This is a genomic window from Polaromonas sp. P2_G11 (genome assembly GCF_056403595.1).
On the sequence record NZ_JBFUFE010000003.1, the window covers coordinates 480,706 to 496,521 of the forward strand.

A 15,816-nucleotide genomic window follows, 5' to 3' on the forward strand; every position below is an offset into this window, starting at 1 on the left:
TTCAGGTAGTGGCGGTATAAAACTTATTGACCGGGCTCCACAGCCTGCCGGGTTTGCCTGAGCAGCACCCACGCCATCAGCCCCAGCGCCAGGGCTCCCGCCAGCAAGACGCCCCACAACACCAGGCTGCGTGTGGGCATGCCCTGGCTGGGGGGCTGCGCCGCCACCAGCGGGCCGGCCACAGCGGCACTGCCACCGGTGACGTCTGCTTTGGACACGTCGGCCTGGGCGACAGGCAGCGAGTTTTCCTGCTGGGCCTTGTAGCCAGGAATCAGGCTGGCCATGGGCAGAAAAGCGCCTGCTGCCCCCGTTGCGCTGGCCAGGCCCGCAGCCAGGGTGAAAGGGCCCTGCCCGCTGGCCAGAAAGATGAGCTGTGCCGGTTCGAACTGCAGGACGATTTCAGGCGCGGCGGCAAACCCCGGCGTTTTGAGGTCGGCTTCGATCTTCATTTCGCGCACCGATGAGCCCTGCAATTCGACCGGTCCGCTGGCTTGTTCTTTGCCCGCGGTGGTCATCCGGTAGACCACGGCGCTGGCCAGCAACGCCCACGGCTGGTTGCGGTCATTACGGCCCAGCACGCGGATGGGCACCAGCACATTGCTGCCTTGCGGCGTGATCTTTAAGGCCGCAACAGGCGTGGCAAAAGGCAACGCAAAAGTCAGCTCATGCGGATGGGTCAGCACCGGCGTGGCCATGGTGGCGCCCACGCGCTGGCGCAGGGCCGTGCTGCGGGACGTGACCAGCGTGGCGCCGCGCAGGGTGACGGCGGCGTCCCCCCAGGTGATGCGCAGGTAGTGGTCTTTCAAATCCGCCATGGCAAGCGCCAGGCTGCTGTCACCCAGGCTGGCGGCCGGGGCGGAAGCATCGGCGCGGTACAGCACGGTGTCGGCCAGGGGCCGCCAGTTCTTCAGATCCTTGCTGGCCTGCACATTAAAGCTCACGGGCTGGCCGACCGGCAGGTCGGCGTCCAGCGTCAGGCGGGCTGCCGGCGCATTGACGCTGCGCGTGTCGAGCAGCGCGCCCAGCACCTTTTGCGATGAAGCCGCGCCCGCGGTGTCTGCCGCGCTGCCCGTGTTGAGCTGCACCACGCGCCGGCCCTGCCGCTCTTCAATGCGCAGCGACAGACCCTCCAGACCGGCAGCGCCTGCGGCACCCAGGATGGGATACGCCGTGAGCTTGACCTGCTGCTCCTGCGTAGCCGTTTCCGCGGCGACGTTGGCCAGCGCCATGGGCACCGGCTGACCCGCCGCATTGAAGAGGCGTATGTCGCCATAACCGGCGCTTTGCAGCCGCACCAGGGCTTCGGCCGGCACCACCAGCCGCTGCAACGGCGCATCAGGCGCCAGCGTCACAGGTATGCGAACAGCATACGATTTGGCGCTGCCGGCATCCGCGGCGTCGGCGGCCAGCGCCAGCAACGGGGCTGCCAGCGCGGTGGAGAGCGCCAGGGTTAAAAAGCGTTGGTTGATTTTCATGACTGGGTTACCTTCTGGTCGCCCGCATCTTCGGGCAAAACATCTTGCGCAGTGGCGGTGGCGGCGGCCTTGGGCGGCAGCGGCGCAAAGTAGCCCACCACCAGCATCAGCACCCCCACCACGATGAACGCGATGATGCGCTCCGCCCCGCCGGCGTTCGACAAGTCAATCAACAGCAGCTTGACGACCACCAGGCCCAGCAGGCCAGCGCCCACCAGCCACAGCGGCCGCTGCACGCGCCGGTGCGCCAGCACCATCAGGCTCAGGGCCAGCAGCGTCCACAAAATGGCGTAACCGGTTTGCACCACGAAGCTGCCGAACAGCGCGTCGGCGTCCCAGCGTACGCCGAAGAAATGGTGGGCGATGCGCAGCCACACGGTATTGACGGCGACAAACATCAGCAAGGCCAAAGCCACCAGCGCATTACGGCCGGTCACCCAGCCCGCATTGCCCGGCGGCGGCGCGGCCGTCACCAGCACGCGGCGCCAGAACACCAGGGCGCCCAGTGCGAGCGCAAGCGTCAGGTCGGTCGGGTTGAGCAACGGGATGTAAGGCAGCGGTGCAGTGTGACCCGACGAGTGAACCGCAGCCACCAGCGCGCCCCAGAACACCAGCACCGCCAGCGGCAAGGCGGCATACCAGTAGTAAGCCTGGGCATGCGGATTGAGGGGCCACTTCGCGCCCTGTCGCAGGGCCGCGCTGTTGACACGCCCTGCCCACACCGCCAGCAGCATCAGCACCGCGATGGCGCTGACCAGCAGGACCACGCCGGCCCACGAAGTGCGCCAGAGCTCGGCCTTGCCGATACCCGACCACAGGCAGTCCGCAAGCAGGAAGGTCACCAGCCACGCGCTTGCCGCATGCAAAAAACCATAGGGCGACCGGGCCTCCATTCCCGCTGGCGAAGACAGGGCCAGCGCCTGCTTGTCAGACTGCCGCAGCATCCAGTAATGCAGCACCAGCACCGCCGGCCACACGGCCCACGCCGGCGTGGCGAGCACGCGGTAGCCTTGACCTGCCTGCGCCACATAACCCAGCGCCAGCACACCCACGGTGATGCGCGCCGGCCAGGTCGCCACCGCCCACTGCTTCTTCAGGCCGAGCACCATCGACAAGGCCGCGCTGGCCACCACCGCCAGCATCATCAGCAGGCCGGTGGTGCGGTCACTAAAGGCCTGCCGGGGAAAGGCATCTGCCTCCAGCGCCGGCACGCGGCGGTTGATTTCCAGCAACCAGGCCAGGCACCAGAAGAAAAAACCGTAGAGGTAAACAGGAACACTGAGCTGCGACTCCACACCGGCATAGGCCTTGGCCCACGAAGACTCGCTGTGCGGCAGGGGCCGGCGCAGCCACCAGGCCAGCTGCAGCGCCGGCAGCGCGATCAGCATGGCGCCGATAAAGGCCGGGTTGCCGAACGGAATGGCCGAAACAGGGTTGCCCAGCGCACCTGCGTCGTCAAGCCCGCACAAAAACGCCATGGCGGCCACGCCCTGCAGCAGCAGGCCGAAAGCGCGCGGCATCCAGCGCGCCTGCCGCATGCCGACCCAGAACGCGCCCGCGCCTTCGAGCGCCCAGACAGCCGAGGTCCACTTTGCATCAAGCGCCAGCGGCACCGCCAGCGTGGCAAAACCCACACCCACGGCAATAAAGCATTCGATCAGCAAGCGGTAGCTGGACAGCGCCCGGCGCACCAGCACCATCGCCGTCACCAGGTACAGCGCGGCAAAGCCCAGCGCCGAAAAGGCCGTGCCCAGTTCCATGGCGCGCACCAGCCCGGCCTGAAGGCCGAAGCCCACCAGCGGCGTGCCGAACACCAGCATGGTGTCGACGGCGTTGCCGAGCTTCGTGGGCGTGTTGCGCGCATAGAGAATGGCGGCAAAAAGATAGATCAGTACAAAGCCGATGAGGAAGGGCTGGGTGCTGGCGTAGTGCTCTGGCGTGTACTTGAGAACACCCCAGGCAGTGGCCACGCCGAAGGTGGCGATAAAGCCCACCACGTTCAGGACGCGCCACGAACGCTTGTAGGCAATGAACAAAATGGCCAGGTTCAGCACTGAGTAATAGCTGAAGAGACCCACATGGCTGCCCTGCCCTGTCGACAGCAGGATGGGCACGGCAAAACCGCCGGCGAATGCGGCGACCGCCAGCGCGCGCGAGTTTTGCAGCAGTGCCAGCGCACAGCTCAGCGCGCACACCACAATCATCAAACCAAAGGCCGGTAGCGGTTCAAGCAGGCCGTACATGCGGAAGGCCGCAAACACCGTGAGGTACATCACCGCCACGCCGGCGCCCTGCAGAGCGAGTGCAAAGCCGGGCTTTTCCGTGCGCTTGCGAAAGCCCACGGCCAGCAGCGCGATCGCCGCGGCGGCGATGGCCGCCAGGCGGAATTCCACCGGAAAGAGCCCGGCCGATGCCGCGTAGCGTGCCAGGAATGACAGGCCGATGAACAAAATAACCAGCCCGACCCGGACGATGGTGTTGCCGCCCAGGAACCAGTTTTTGCCGGCAATCAGGGCCAGCTCGATGGCATTGGGCTCGGCCGGCTTGTAAGCCGGCCGCACGGCGGGCGCGGCCTGAGCGCGCGGCAAGCCATTCGGGGCCAGGTCTTCTTGCAGGGATGCCTCTTCGTTGCTAACCGCGCTGAGCGTGCTGGCAGCCACAGGCGCCATGGTTTGCGGCGCAGCAGGTGCGCGTGCAGGAAGCGGGGCAACGGGCGAAGGAGCGGTGTTTTCAAATTCCCTGAAGCCGCCGTCGTCTTCCACAACCTGAATGCTGCCACGCGGCATGGCAGATGGTTGCGGTGCCGATGCAGTCGCCGCTTTGACCTGCTGCGCATGCTTTCTGTGTGCGGCCTCGACTTCGGCGCGCACGGCCCAGCGCAAGGAAAGGCCGGCGAACAAACCGAGGAAGCCCCCCAGAAAGACTCCGAAATCGCCATAGCCCGGCCAGAACCAGCCCAGCACGGCACCCCAAACAATGCTCCAGATAATCATGACCCCGGCCTCCCTGTTGTTTTCCGTGCTGCGATGTTGCACGCCAGCCTGCGGAATGGGCTGATGGTACTTGATGGGCCCACTCGTGAGCACCGGCGGCACGGTGCCGGGCAAGCCAGCAGAAAAGCCCGTCTGCAGCCCTCATTGATTTAGAAAGAAACCGGCTGCAATCCAATCAGGACAAGCGCAAGCAGCTATTAAATAAGTAGCAACCTGATTCAGTGCGCTTTGACTCCTTCACGGGCGGTGTTCCAGAAGGCGCGTGCCAGCGGCGAGAGTTTGGCCACATCCAGGCAGGCCAGGCCGACCGTGCGCGGCTGCGGCGGTGACAGGGGCCGGTACACCACGCCCCTGGGCGCATCGGGCAGCGCCAGGCGGGCAGCTACCGATACCGCCAGGCCCTGTTGCACAAATTGCAGGATGGAAATGATCTGCGTGAAGTGGTACAGCACCTTGGGCAGCGCGATGTTTTTCTGCAGGATGGGCACAATGACCGGGCCGCAGCCGGCCTCTGTCAGCACAAAGTCCAGCCCCGTCAGGGCGGTAACCGGCACGGCCTTGTGTTTGGCCAGTGGGTGTTTGACCGGCAGGATGGCGACAAACTCGTCCTGCACCAGCGGCAGCACTTCAAAGCGCTCGTCAGGCACGACGACAAAACCCAGCTCCACCCGTTTTTGCAGCAGCCAGTCGTCCACCACTTCGTCGCTTTCCTCTTCAATGCGCACCTGCGCGCCTGGGTGGCGCTTTTTAAAGGCAGCCAGCAGTGGTGGCAAAAGGTTGACAGTGGAGGTGGGCCCAAATGAGCCGATGCGCAACGTGCCGGTTTTCAGCTCGCGGGCGTCGCCGAGCTCCTGCGTCATGGTGGCGGCCAGGGCGGTCATTTCGCGGGCCCGCAGCAACAGCCGCTCGCCGGCATCCGTCATGGCCACGCCGGACGCGTCACGCTGCGCAAGCTTCACGCCGAACTGCGTTTCAAGCGCACGCAGCGCATGGCTGACGGCCGACTGCGTCGTGCCCAGGCGCATGGCCGCGCGTGAAAAGCTGCGGCATTCATCGAGAGTGATCAGGACTTCAAGTTGGGCGAGTGTCATGGTCGGTTCAACAAGCGTTAAGGGGGTACGCGGGCAAGAATGAGTAAACACTCATTTGATAGTGAGTCATTTAGCAGTTAATCTCATGCATCAATCTAACCGATGCCAGCCTTTTTCCCAACAAAAACCGCATGACCGCTACAGCCACATCATCCACCGCAGCCCCCCTGTCCGGCATCGCCGCCACGGCTCCCCCGGCGGGTAAAAGCCTCCTGGGCCTGTACCTGCGCCTGACCTGCGTGCCCTTTCTCTGGGGCGGCACCTTCATTGCCGGGCGCGTCATCTCCGCCCACCTGCCGCCCGCCACGGCGGGTTTCATACGCTTTGTGTTTGCTACGCTGGCGCTGCTGGTGGCGCTGCATTTCACCGAAGGCCTGCGCGCACTCACGACACTGTCGCGCCGCCAGCTGCTGGGCACGATGGCGCTGGGCGCCACCGGTATCTTTATTTACAACCTGTTGTTCTTCTCGGCGCTTTCCGTGCTGCCGGCAGGCCGCACCTCACTCATCATTGCCCTGAACCCGGTGGTCACACTGCTGCTGGCCGCCGCATTCCTGGGCGACCGGCTTTCGCCAGTGCGCTGGCTGGGCGTAGCCCTGGCCTTGCTGGGCGTATGGATCGTTGTCACGCGCGGAGATCTTTCGCAAATCGCGCAGTCGCTCGGCAAGGGTGAGCTGTCGATGTTTGGTGCGGTGTGCGCATGGGCGGTGTACACGCTGCTGGGCCGCAAGCTGCTGCAAGGCTTGTCACCCGTGCTGGCCACGCTCTGGGCGGCCATCTGGGGCACGCTGTTCCTGGGCCTGCTGGCCCTGCGCGATATCTCCGGCGTACATGCCGAATCGTTCACCCCTGAGGTGTGGGCCGGCCTGGCCTTCCTCGGCGTGCTCGGCACCGCAGTGGCTTTTGTCTGGTACTACGAAGGCATACGCCAGCTGGGCGCGGCACGCACCGTGGTGTTCAACAACCTGGTGCCGGTGTTTGGCGTGTTGCTGGGGTGGCTGATTTTGGGAGAGCCCTTGAGCATCAGTTTGCTGGCGGGTGGGGCGTTGGCGATTTTTGGGGTGTTTTTGGTGAATCGAGTGAAGAGTTGAGCTTCTGTTTATTTGATGGGCGCGCTCTTTGCTGAGTGCTGCTGGCCGGGGGTTGCCCGGCGGCAAGTAACTTTCTTTTGCTTCGCCAAAAGAAAGTCACCAAAGAAAAGGCGACCCTGCTGTCTGCGACCCTCCGCTTCGCTACGGGCAACCTGCGGTGCTCGGTTCAGGCGGGGTCTCGCTCGAACTCGCTTCGCTCAGACAATCGCGATCCCTGATCCGCCTGAACCTGCGCTCCTCGGCGCAGACAGAAGGGGCTATCGGGAGCGGGGACCGAAGACAAATACCAACTCCAATACCGACAAGGACACGCCATGGCGTGTCCTTGTTTTTTCAGGTGTTCGGGTTCTGGTATTCGGTTGTTGGCTGTTCGGTATTCCTCTCCCACCCCCTTGTGTATGCGCCGAGGAGCGCAGGGCCAGACGGATCAGGGCAAAAACTTGTTTGAGCGAAGCGAGTTGTTTTTGACCCCGGCTGGACCGAGCACCACAGGTTGCCCGCAGCGAAGCGAAGGGACGCAGGAACCAGGGTCGCCTTTCTTTTGCTTACTTTTCTTTGGCGAAGCAAAGAAAAGTGAGTTGCATGCCGGGCAACCCCCGGCCAGCCGCCCTCAGCAGAGCGCGCCCAACCCTGAGCAAGAACGGCCAAGACAAGGCTCTGCCAGGATAAGCAAAGACCTACCCCTTAGCCACCTTCACAGGCCTCTTCCAGTTAGGCAAACTGACCTGTTTGCCCCGCGCCACACTCAGCGAATCCGGTGGCGTACTTTTGGTGATGGTCGACCCTCCTCCCACCGTGCCGCCCGCGCCTATGGTGACGGGTGCCACCAGCACGCAGTTGCTGCCGATGTGCACGTCGGCCTCAATCACCGTGCGGTGCTTGTTGGCGCCGTCGTAGTTGGCGGTGATGCTGCCGGCACCGTAGTTCACGCGCTCGCCCACCGTCGCGTCGCCCAGGTAAGCCAGGTGGTTGGCCTTGGCGCCCTTGGCCAGGGTGGCGTTTTTGACTTCCACAAAATTGCCGATGTGTACCTCGGCGCCCAGTTGCGCGCCGGGCCGCAGGCGGGCAAAGGGCCCGATCAACGCGCCTTCGCCGATCTGCACACCCAGCTTCTCGCCGTCGATATGGGTGAAGGGATGGATCACGGCGCCGGCGGCAATGGTGCAGTTGGCAATCACGCAGTTGGCGCCAATGCGCACTCCGTCGCCCAGCGTGACCTGGCCTTCGAACACGCAGTTCACGTCGACTTCCACATCCTGGCCGCAGCGAAGCGTGCCGCGCACATCCAGTCGTGCGGGATCGGCCAGCCGCACGCCTTGCTCCATCAGCGCCGTGGCCAGGCGGCTTTGGTACACGCGTTCCAGTTCAGCCAGTTGCACCGGACTGTTCACGCCGGCCACCTGGGCTGCGTCTGTGATCTGCTGCGCCACGACGGCCACGCCATCAGCCACCGCAAACTTGACGATGTCGGTGAGGTAATACTCGCCTTGGGCGTTTTGATTGTCCAGCCGGGAAAGCCAGGCACGCAGCAGGCGCGTGGGGACAGCCATGATGCCGCTGTAAATTTCGCGGATCTCGCGCTGGGCAGGTGTCGCATCTTTATGCTCGACGATGGCGCGTACCTGGGCCGAGGCTTCGGCGCCGGCCCGCAAGGGCTCGGAGGCGTGCGCCTGCGCGCGCACGATACGGCCATAACCCGTGGGGTCGGCCATGCTGAGCGTGAGCAGTGCCAGCCGCTGGCCGTCGCACTGTGCCAGCAGGGCCTGCAGCGTGGCGGCTTGGGTCAGCGGCACATCGCCCGACAGCACCAGCGTGACGCCATCGTCGGCCAGCAGGGGAATCGCCTGCTGCACTGCATGACCGGTGCCGAGCTGTGGTTCCTGCCGCGCAAATTGCAGGCTGAGCTTCGAATCTGTGCCCGTTTCCCGCTGCGTAAAGCCCTGGCAGGCGGCCTCAACAGCCTCAGCGCCGTGGCCGGTAATGACGACCGCCTTGCGCGCTGACAAAGACGCAGCGCATTCGATGACATGCTGCAGCAAAGCCTTCCCGCCCAATCGGTGCAAAACCTTGGGTAAGCTGCTTTTCATCCGCGTGCCTTTGCCTGCGGCCATGATGACGACATCAACTGGGGTTGCCATGAAGTTTCCTCTGGATTTTCGAAGGACAGGATTTGAAAAGCGTGCCAGCCCCGCCGGGGCAGCGCTGGTACGCAGCTTACGGATTATCGGTGTGCTTGCCGCCATGCTGCTGGGTGCGGCGCTGCCCGGTTGCAACGTGATGATGAAACTGGCCTACAACCAGGCGCCTGAGCTGGTGTATTGGCATCTGGACGGCCATTTTGACTTCACCGACACGCAAAACGTGCAGGTCAGGGCCGACCTGGACAGGCTGCATGCCTGGCACCGGCAAACCCAGCTGCCGGGCTATATCGACACGCTGCAAAAACTGCAGCACCAGATGCCGCAGGACATGGACACGGCAAAGGCTTGTGCGGTCTATACCGACCTGCGGCGAAAGCTGATGGTGGTGTCGAACGAGGCTGAGCCCCTTATGACAAAGCTGGCGGGCACGCTCCACGCCAGCCAGATGAAAAAACTGCAGCAGCATTTTGAAAAAGGCAATGCCGACTACCGCGAAGACTTTCTGGAGTCATCCAAAACCAACCGCAAAAAGCGCTACAAAGAGGCGGTGAACCGGGCTGAAATGCTTTACGGGCGGCTGGAGGAAAAACAACTGGACATCATCGGCCGGCGAATCGATACGTCCCACTTTGACGCCGCCGTGTCCTACCGGGAAAGGCTGCGGCGCCAGCAGGATGCCCTGCAAACCCTGCGCCCGCTGGCTGACGGCCACAGCACACCCGAGAAAACGCAGGCCGCCGTGAACGGACTGTTTGAACGCACGCTGAACTCACCAGACGTCGCTTACCGGGACTATTTCGAACGCCTGACCCAGGACATTTGCCAGGGGTTTGCAGAACTGCACAACAGCACCACGCCCGCCCAGCGCTTAAAAGCCGTGGAAAACCTTCACCGCTATGAGCGGGATTTCAAAGCCCTGCACAGCCAAAAGTCCTGACCATGGAACCCCGCCCTACGCAACCCGCCTTATTTGCCGGGCGCCTTGGAATGGGACAAGCCTTCCTCTTCAGCTTTCTTCAGTTCTGCCGCCTGCTGGGGTGAATCGGGTTTCGCCGCCTTCGCGTCGGCAGCGACATCTGCATCCTTGAGATAGGACTTGATGTTCTTCTGGTAGTCGCGGGTGGCTTCATAGCTCCCTTCGCCCATCTGCCCGGCCGGGGCATCGCCCGGCCTGGACTGGCGCGGCTGAAACTCGCGGGAGCCGCTGCTTTGCTGTTGCTGGCGGTCCGAAACACGGCGCGGTTGCTGCTGCAGGCGTGCACCGGGTGCTTGTGCGTGGTTCATGAACGTCTCCTGGGTGGGTTGTCGGTGCGTGTCGCCACGACCTTCCCTTCGCTGGAAAAGGGGGCAAATCGTGGGCAAGGAGAGTCACCTTAAAACCGGATGCAGGCCGCATTTGTCATCCGCCCCATGACCTTGTTGTCAGCAACCGCCTACACACCTGAACCAAAGCAAAAACAGATGAAATCAGAGTAAAGGAATGTGCGCAGGCGGCGTGTCGTAGTAGTCGGCAATGCGCTCCAGCGCGCGGGTATTGAGCAACCGGAGCTGCCCATTTTCAATCTCATGCAGGCCCAGCTGGCGCAAACGCCTGAGCGTCTTGTTGGTATGCACCAGCGACAGCCCCAGCGCGTCGGCAATATGTTGCTGGTTGATGGGAAACCCTATCCAGCCTTTTTCGGCCATGCCCACGCGTTCCAGCCTGCGGTACAGGTGCATCAACAGCATCGCCACGCGTTCGGTGGCGTTGCGCCGGCCTGCCGTCAGCAGATGGTCATCGACCATACCTTCCTCGCGCGCGCCCATCCACGTGATGTCGTAGCCCAGGCTGGGGTGGTTGCGAAACAGTTCCCACAGGCCGTCCCGCGGGAACACACAGAGGCTGACATCCGTCACGGCCTCGATGCCGTGCATGGCGCCGTCCGCGAACTTTTGCTGCAGGCCGATGAAGTCCCCGGGCAGCAAAAAATTGAGTATCTGGCGACGGCCATCGCTCAGGGTTTTGTAGCGGAAGGCCCAGCCCGAGTAAAGGGTGAAGAGTTTGCCGTTGGGCTTTTGCTCATGCAGGATGGTTGTGCCGGCGGCTACCTGCAAGATGCCAGTGCGGAAGGCCTCGATGAACTGGAGCTCTTCCGCTTTCACGGGCATGAATGCACCGGTCTTGCGTAAACCGCAAGCATTACAGCGAGGCGGGCAGATGGCTGATGTTGGCGTCGGAATGCTCATGGAAGGCACATCTTAGGCGCATATGCCTGTGTCTTTTGACATTGTGAGGTGTGCAGTCCGTCGTTACATTCGGCGCAATGAAAAAAATAAGCACCACTTTGTATGAAATTCTTTACGTCAGCACACTCGCGCCGGAGGCGCCGTTGAGCGTAGTGGGGGATATTGCGGCCAAGGCTCGCCTGGTCAATGCGGAGCGCGACATTACGGGACTGCTGATTTTTGACGGCATGCGCTTTTGCCAGCAACTGGAGGGCGACCAGAAGCAGGTGCTGGCGTTGCTGGAGCGCATCCGCCAGGACACCCGCCACATCAACATGCAGGTTCTGCACCACGACGAACTGGCTGCCCGGCGATTCCGGCGCTTCAGCCTGGGTTACTGCATGGTCGACGACGACGACGTGCTGGACCGGATGGAGCAGATGGACGGGCAAGTTGCGCTGGAGGCATTTGTGGGGCTGCTGTCCAGGCTGGATCTCGACGCCTGAGGTTCAGCCCTGCAGCGCTTGCCACATTTCCTGGTCGCGTTCGGCTGTCCAGATACGCGGGTTCTTGATGCCGCTGGCTTCGTCAAATGCGCGGCTCACGTCAAACGGCAGGCAGTGCTCGTAAATAAACACATGACCGAAGATCGGGTCCATGCTTTTGCGGGTGTGGTCCATGGCGGCTTTGAGGTCCATGCCGGCGGCGGCGGCTTCCTTGCCCGCCTGGTACAGCGTTTCGACCCAGCGCTTCGTATAGTCCAGTGCCTTGTTGACATTGGCAGCGCCCTTCATGGCCTCGCCGCGGCCGGGCACGATGGCTTCGGCTTTGAGCGCGCGCAGGGCTTCCAGTGTGGCGGGCCATTCCTCCAGCTGGGCGTCGCCGGTGTAGACGCCGGCCTCGTACTCGACCAGGTCGCCTGAGAACAGCACTTTTTCTTCTTCGACCCACGCAATCGTGTCGCCGCGTGTGTGGCCGGGGCCCGGGTGCCAGACCTGCACCTTGACACCGCCCAGGTCCAGCACCAGCTTGCCGGGCACTTCGCCCTTCACCGGGTTGCCGCCGTCGATGACCAATGTCGGCCAGGTCAGGCCGGGCACGCTTTCGGCGTTGCGAAAGAGACGCGGAAAGCGTTCCATCTCGCTTTGCATGTCCTGCGCGCCGCGCTCGACGATGAGCTCGTACGTGCCCTGGCTGGCGATCACTTCCGTGGCGCCTTCCGCAATGTAGGCACTGGCGCCCAGCACCCGGACCGCGTGGTAATGCGTGAGCAGCACATATTTGATGGGCTTGTCGCTCACGGTGCGGATGCGGGCGATCAGGTCTTGCGCCATGGCCGGGGTGGCGGTGGCGTCGCTCACCATGATGAATTTGTCGCCAATGATCACGCCGGAATTGGGGTCGCCCTCGGCGGTATAAGCCCAGCAATGTGCGCTGAGCTGCTCAAAGGTGATGACCTTGTCGGTGAGATCGGACTGCGAGGCGAAGGCTTTGGACATGCGGTTCCTGTGTCTGGGACGCTGTGCCGCCGGTTCAATGAACCCGGCGGCAGTTTTGGGTCATTTTACTTAAACGTAATGCGTTACGGATAGTTGAACCAATACACCTGCCCGGTGAAAACGATTTTCAAGGTCGCTATTGATTTGATAGCTGCTTGCGCTCGTCCTGATTGGCCTGCAAGGCAATTTGATGCCAAAAAAAGGGCCCTGCAGGCGAGGCCGGCGGCAGGGCGCTACCCGCGGATTGCCAGCCAGGCAACCGCGCTGTCGGCCAGGGCTTCCAGGGAAGCATTTCCGGCCAGGGTCAACACCCCCGGCTCGGCCGAAGGGTCCTGCAGCGCCTCGAACTGGCTGGCGACCAGGCTGGGCGGGTAAAAGTGGCCCGGCCGCGCGGAGACGCGCCGCAGGGATTCGGCCTGGCTGATGGCCAGGTGCACAAACTGCAGACCGGGCACGGCGCCGCGCAGGCTGTCGCGGTAAGCGGCCTTGAGGGCGGAGCAGGTCAGCACCACACCGGCCGGGTGACGCGCCAGCTCCACACCCAGCTGGCGCAGCCAGTCGGCGCGGTCCTCGTCCGTGAGGGGAATGCCTTGCTGCATCTTCTGGATGTTGCCGGAGGGATGAAAATCATCGCCTTCGATCAGCGGCAACGCCAGCTGGTCGGCCATCAAACGCCCGACCGCCGACTTGCCGCAGCCGGCCACACCCATAACCACCACATGGACTGCCGGCGTGGCGAGGCGCACACCGGGCGCGGAGAAGGAATGGGTCTGGGAAGCTGGGGCCATGCCCAAATTATCGCGGCCCGCCGTGCCTTTACGCGTCGCGCCCGCGATATCTGCCAGGCACCGGTTTTTTTGAGCAAAGCGACAGCCATGGCGCGCTGAGCCTGCCGCAACACAATTGCACCGGGTTTGGTATGGTTGCGCGATGGCCTCTTCCACGAATGATTTTGCGACCTACTGCTGCGAGCTTTTGTCAGGCGTCGGGCGCTGCACGGCCAGGCGCATGTTTGGCGGGTTTGGCATCAGCACCTCGGGACTGACGCTGGCCCTGGTGGCCGACCTGGGCGGCGGCGAGAAGCTGTGGCTCAAGGCCGACGCGGAGACCCGCAGCCTGTATGAAGCCCATGGCTGTGAGCGGTTCACCTATGAGATGACACGCAATGGCGTCAGCGCGCCGCACAGTCTCAACTACTACGCGGCACCCGAAGAGGCGATGGAGTCGCCCGCCGTGATGCTGGAGTGGGCGCGCGTAGCGCTGGAGTGTGCGTTGAAGGCGCGTGCGGCCAAGGCGACCAAAGCGCCCAAGACAGCGAAGGCGAGGAAAACGCCAAAGGCGCCGGCAACCAGGACCGCCAAAACGGCCAAGCCCCGAACCAGGCGCCCATAAAAAAACCCGCAGCCTTGCGACTGCGGGTTAAACGGTTTTCCCGGAGTAAAACTGTTGGCTATCTGCGCTTAGACCAGGTTGGACATGGCCAGCACGTTGTAGTTGCGCGGCTGGAGCTGATTGTCCCTGTAGGCGTCAAAGTCGTGGCCGGTGACGTGAGGCCGGGCGCGGGCAGTGACGAACACCACGGCAACGGGGGTCAGCACCGCTTCAACAGCGGCGACAGCACCCATCGCCATCCCGCGGACCAGGCGGCCCAGGGCGCTGGTGGCCAGGCCGAAGGCGGCACGCAAGTCACCCAAAGGCTGCATCACGCCGGCGCGCCAGCCGGAAGTCTCTTTCATCTCGGGCACTTCGGCGCAGGCCGTTGCCGGCTCCCAGCTGAAATAAGCGGAAGCAGCGTGACCAGCGCTGAAGGACTCCATCACCAGCGACTCACCCGCCCGCAGCGAAAGGCTTTCGCCCCGGCTGAGGAAATGGTCGCCGGCGCGGACCTGGATGTCCTGGCTGGCGGAGTCGAAGGTGGCCCAGACCCGGCCATGCGCAATTCGCAACACGCCGGCCTGCGAGGCGCGCAGCGTCAGCGCTCGGCCCGCACCCAGTTTCCAGAAGCCCGCCAGGCCGGCCACATGGCCGTTGGTGGCATCGGAAGCCTGTTGCAAGAAACGATCTCCTGAGAGGTGAGCTGCGTGGTCCATGGTGTTCTCCTAAAAAGGCACAAAGTGAGTGATGAGGGTTGAATCATCTCGCCACGGGCTTGCACAGTCCAATGAAATCGCGGTAAGCTATTGATTCCATAATCGCATCAATCAATTAGGCCCGAATTGCCCTATTTGGCCTTTTTCACCCTCACACTGTCATGCTCCATTCACAAACACACCTGCGCTCCCGGCCGATTTCCGCCGGCCAGTTAAGGGCTTTTGAGGCCGTCGCCCGCCACCTCAACTTCCGCGCCGCCTCGGAGGAGCTGGCCCTCACCCAATCGGCTGTGAGCCGCCAGATCCAGGGCCTGGAGGAAGACGTGGGCGTGAGCCTTTTTCACCGCCATACCCGGGCGGTGGAGCTCACCACCGCCGGCGGCATCCTGCTGCGGGCCGTCACGCCCTCGCTGGAGCGCATTGACAACGCCGTGCGGCAGATACGCCAGACCGCCGGGCGCAAGAGCGTTTCGCTCACCACCTTTGCCTCGTTTGCCTCGATGTGGCTGATTCCGCGGCTGGAGGGCTTTCAGCGCGACAACCCCGACATCGACATCCGGATTGATGCGTCAGACGTGGCGGTGGACCTGGACATTTCTGACCTGGACCTGGCGCTGCGCTACGCCCCGGCCAGCCACATGCCGCCAGGCGCCATACGCCTTTTCGGCGAGCAGATCACGCCCGTCATCAGCCCCTGGCTGCTCAAAAGCGGGCCGCGCCTGAAGAAGCCAGACGATCTGGCACAGTTCACCTTGATTGAGGCGGGCGACGCGCATCACACCCATCTGGAATGGCTGACCTGGCGCCGCTGGCTGGAAGAGCACGCCAGCCCCAAGCTGGAAGCCAAGCGCTGGCTGTACTTCAACTACGCCTACCAGATGGTGCAGGCGACGCTGACGGGCCAGGGCGTGGTGCTGGCGCGGCTGCCACTGATTGCCGAAAGCCTGGCCTCAGGCGATCTGGTGGAGCCCCTGCCGCAAATGCGCATGGAGTCTCCGATGAGTTATTGGCTGATCATCGGCCCGCGCAATGTGGCCCGGCCCGAAGTGCTGGCGTTTTGCGACTGGCTCAAAAGCCAGGCCGCGCTGACGCGCGAGGCGATTGGCGATGTGCCTGATCCGGATACCGTGGATTCCCTGGACTAGAAATAGGGCCCCCACGCTCCCCCACTTCGTATGGGTCGCTGCCCCCCCGAGGGGGTCGCCCGCCTGTGGCCCGGCAAAGCCGGTTC

14 protein-coding genes are annotated in these 15,816 nt (G+C 63.5%); 5 read left to right on the forward strand and 9 right to left on the reverse strand.

The window, feature by feature from the left end; genetic code table 11:
- Nucleotides 1-23: 23 nt before the first annotated feature.
- From AC1DWQ_RS12970 to AC1DWQ_RS12980, 3 genes are all read right to left on the reverse strand, one after another.
- Nucleotides 24-1,475 (reverse strand): DUF3999 domain-containing protein, encoded by a 1,452-nt coding sequence (locus AC1DWQ_RS12970; protein WP_477670008.1) that lies wholly within the window; start codon nucleotides 1,473-1,475, stop codon nucleotides 24-26.
- The gene (locus AC1DWQ_RS12975; RefSeq protein ID WP_477670009.1) at nucleotides 1,472-4,468 is read right to left on the reverse strand and encodes a DUF2339 domain-containing protein; all 2,997 of its coding nucleotides are present in this window, start codon (nucleotides 4,466-4,468) and stop codon (nucleotides 1,472-1,474) included. The genes AC1DWQ_RS12970 and AC1DWQ_RS12975 overlap by 4 nt, the downstream gene beginning before the upstream one ends.
- Before the next feature lie 218 nt (nucleotides 4,469-4,686).
- Entirely contained in the window at nucleotides 4,687-5,559 is an 873-nt protein-coding gene (locus AC1DWQ_RS12980) for a LysR family transcriptional regulator (protein WP_477670010.1), read from the reverse strand.
- A gap of 131 nt (nucleotides 5,560-5,690) precedes the next feature.
- Here AC1DWQ_RS12980 and AC1DWQ_RS12985 point away from each other — a divergent pair, with 131 nt between their 5' ends.
- Nucleotides 5,691-6,650 (forward strand): DMT family transporter, encoded by a 960-nt coding sequence (locus tag AC1DWQ_RS12985; protein WP_477670011.1) that lies wholly within the window; start codon nucleotides 5,691-5,693, stop codon nucleotides 6,648-6,650.
- A 677-nt stretch (nucleotides 6,651-7,327) separates the two neighbouring features.
- Here AC1DWQ_RS12985 and glmU read toward each other — a convergent pair.
- A complete protein-coding gene (gene glmU / locus AC1DWQ_RS12990) occupies nucleotides 7,328-8,788 on the reverse strand; it encodes a bifunctional UDP-N-acetylglucosamine diphosphorylase/glucosamine-1-phosphate N-acetyltransferase GlmU (protein ID WP_477670012.1) in 1,461 nt (486 codons plus the stop codon).
- Between glmU and AC1DWQ_RS12995 the strand changes: the two genes are divergently transcribed.
- Nucleotides 8,787-9,728, forward strand: coding sequence for a DUF6279 family lipoprotein (locus AC1DWQ_RS12995; protein ID WP_477670013.1), 942 nt, complete (start codon nucleotides 8,787-8,789; stop codon nucleotides 9,726-9,728). The two genes, glmU and AC1DWQ_RS12995, sit on opposite strands and share 2 nt — an antisense overlap.
- Before the next feature lie 29 nt (nucleotides 9,729-9,757).
- On the opposite strand, the gene AC1DWQ_RS13000 is transcribed toward AC1DWQ_RS12995, so the two are convergent.
- A complete protein-coding gene (locus AC1DWQ_RS13000) occupies nucleotides 9,758-10,075 on the reverse strand; it encodes a hypothetical protein (protein ID WP_477670014.1) in 318 nt (105 codons plus the stop codon).
- A gap of 183 nt (nucleotides 10,076-10,258) precedes the next feature.
- Nucleotides 10,259-11,017 carry a Crp/Fnr family transcriptional regulator gene (locus tag AC1DWQ_RS13005; RefSeq protein WP_477670015.1) on the reverse strand — a complete coding sequence of 253 codons (759 nt, stop codon included), beginning with the start codon at nucleotides 11,015-11,017 and terminating at the stop codon, nucleotides 10,259-10,261.
- Between the two features lie 77 nt (nucleotides 11,018-11,094).
- On the opposite strand from AC1DWQ_RS13005, the gene AC1DWQ_RS13010 reads away from it, so the two are divergent.
- Nucleotides 11,095-11,502: a BLUF domain-containing protein gene (locus AC1DWQ_RS13010; protein WP_477670016.1), complete on the forward strand. Its 408-nt coding sequence runs from the start codon at nucleotides 11,095-11,097 to the stop codon at nucleotides 11,500-11,502.
- Between the two features lie 3 nt (nucleotides 11,503-11,505).
- On the opposite strand, the gene AC1DWQ_RS13015 is transcribed toward AC1DWQ_RS13010, so the two are convergent.
- Complete coding sequence (locus AC1DWQ_RS13015; RefSeq protein ID WP_477670017.1) at nucleotides 11,506-12,495, reverse strand: MBL fold metallo-hydrolase; 990 nt, start codon at nucleotides 12,493-12,495, stop codon at nucleotides 11,506-11,508.
- A 233-nt stretch (nucleotides 12,496-12,728) separates the two neighbouring features.
- On the reverse strand, nucleotides 12,729-13,283 hold the full coding sequence (locus tag AC1DWQ_RS13020) for a gluconokinase (RefSeq protein ID WP_477670018.1): 555 nt from the start codon (nucleotides 13,281-13,283) through the stop codon (nucleotides 12,729-12,731).
- Between the two features lie 142 nt (nucleotides 13,284-13,425).
- Here AC1DWQ_RS13020 and AC1DWQ_RS13025 point away from each other — a divergent pair, with 142 nt between their 5' ends.
- Entirely contained in the window at nucleotides 13,426-13,887 is a 462-nt protein-coding gene (locus AC1DWQ_RS13025) for a TfoX/Sxy family protein (RefSeq protein WP_477670019.1), read from the forward strand.
- A 68-nt stretch (nucleotides 13,888-13,955) separates the two neighbouring features.
- Here the strand turns inward: AC1DWQ_RS13025 and AC1DWQ_RS13030 are convergent, their stop codons facing one another.
- On the reverse strand, nucleotides 13,956-14,585 hold the full coding sequence (locus AC1DWQ_RS13030; RefSeq protein WP_477670020.1) for a DUF2917 domain-containing protein: 630 nt from the start codon (nucleotides 14,583-14,585) through the stop codon (nucleotides 13,956-13,958).
- 161 nt (nucleotides 14,586-14,746) lie between these two features.
- Between AC1DWQ_RS13030 and AC1DWQ_RS13035 the strand changes: the two genes are divergently transcribed.
- A complete protein-coding gene (locus AC1DWQ_RS13035; protein WP_477670021.1) occupies nucleotides 14,747-15,730 on the forward strand; it encodes a LysR substrate-binding domain-containing protein in 984 nt (327 codons plus the stop codon).
- The last annotated feature ends 86 nt before the right edge of the window (nucleotides 15,731-15,816 follow it).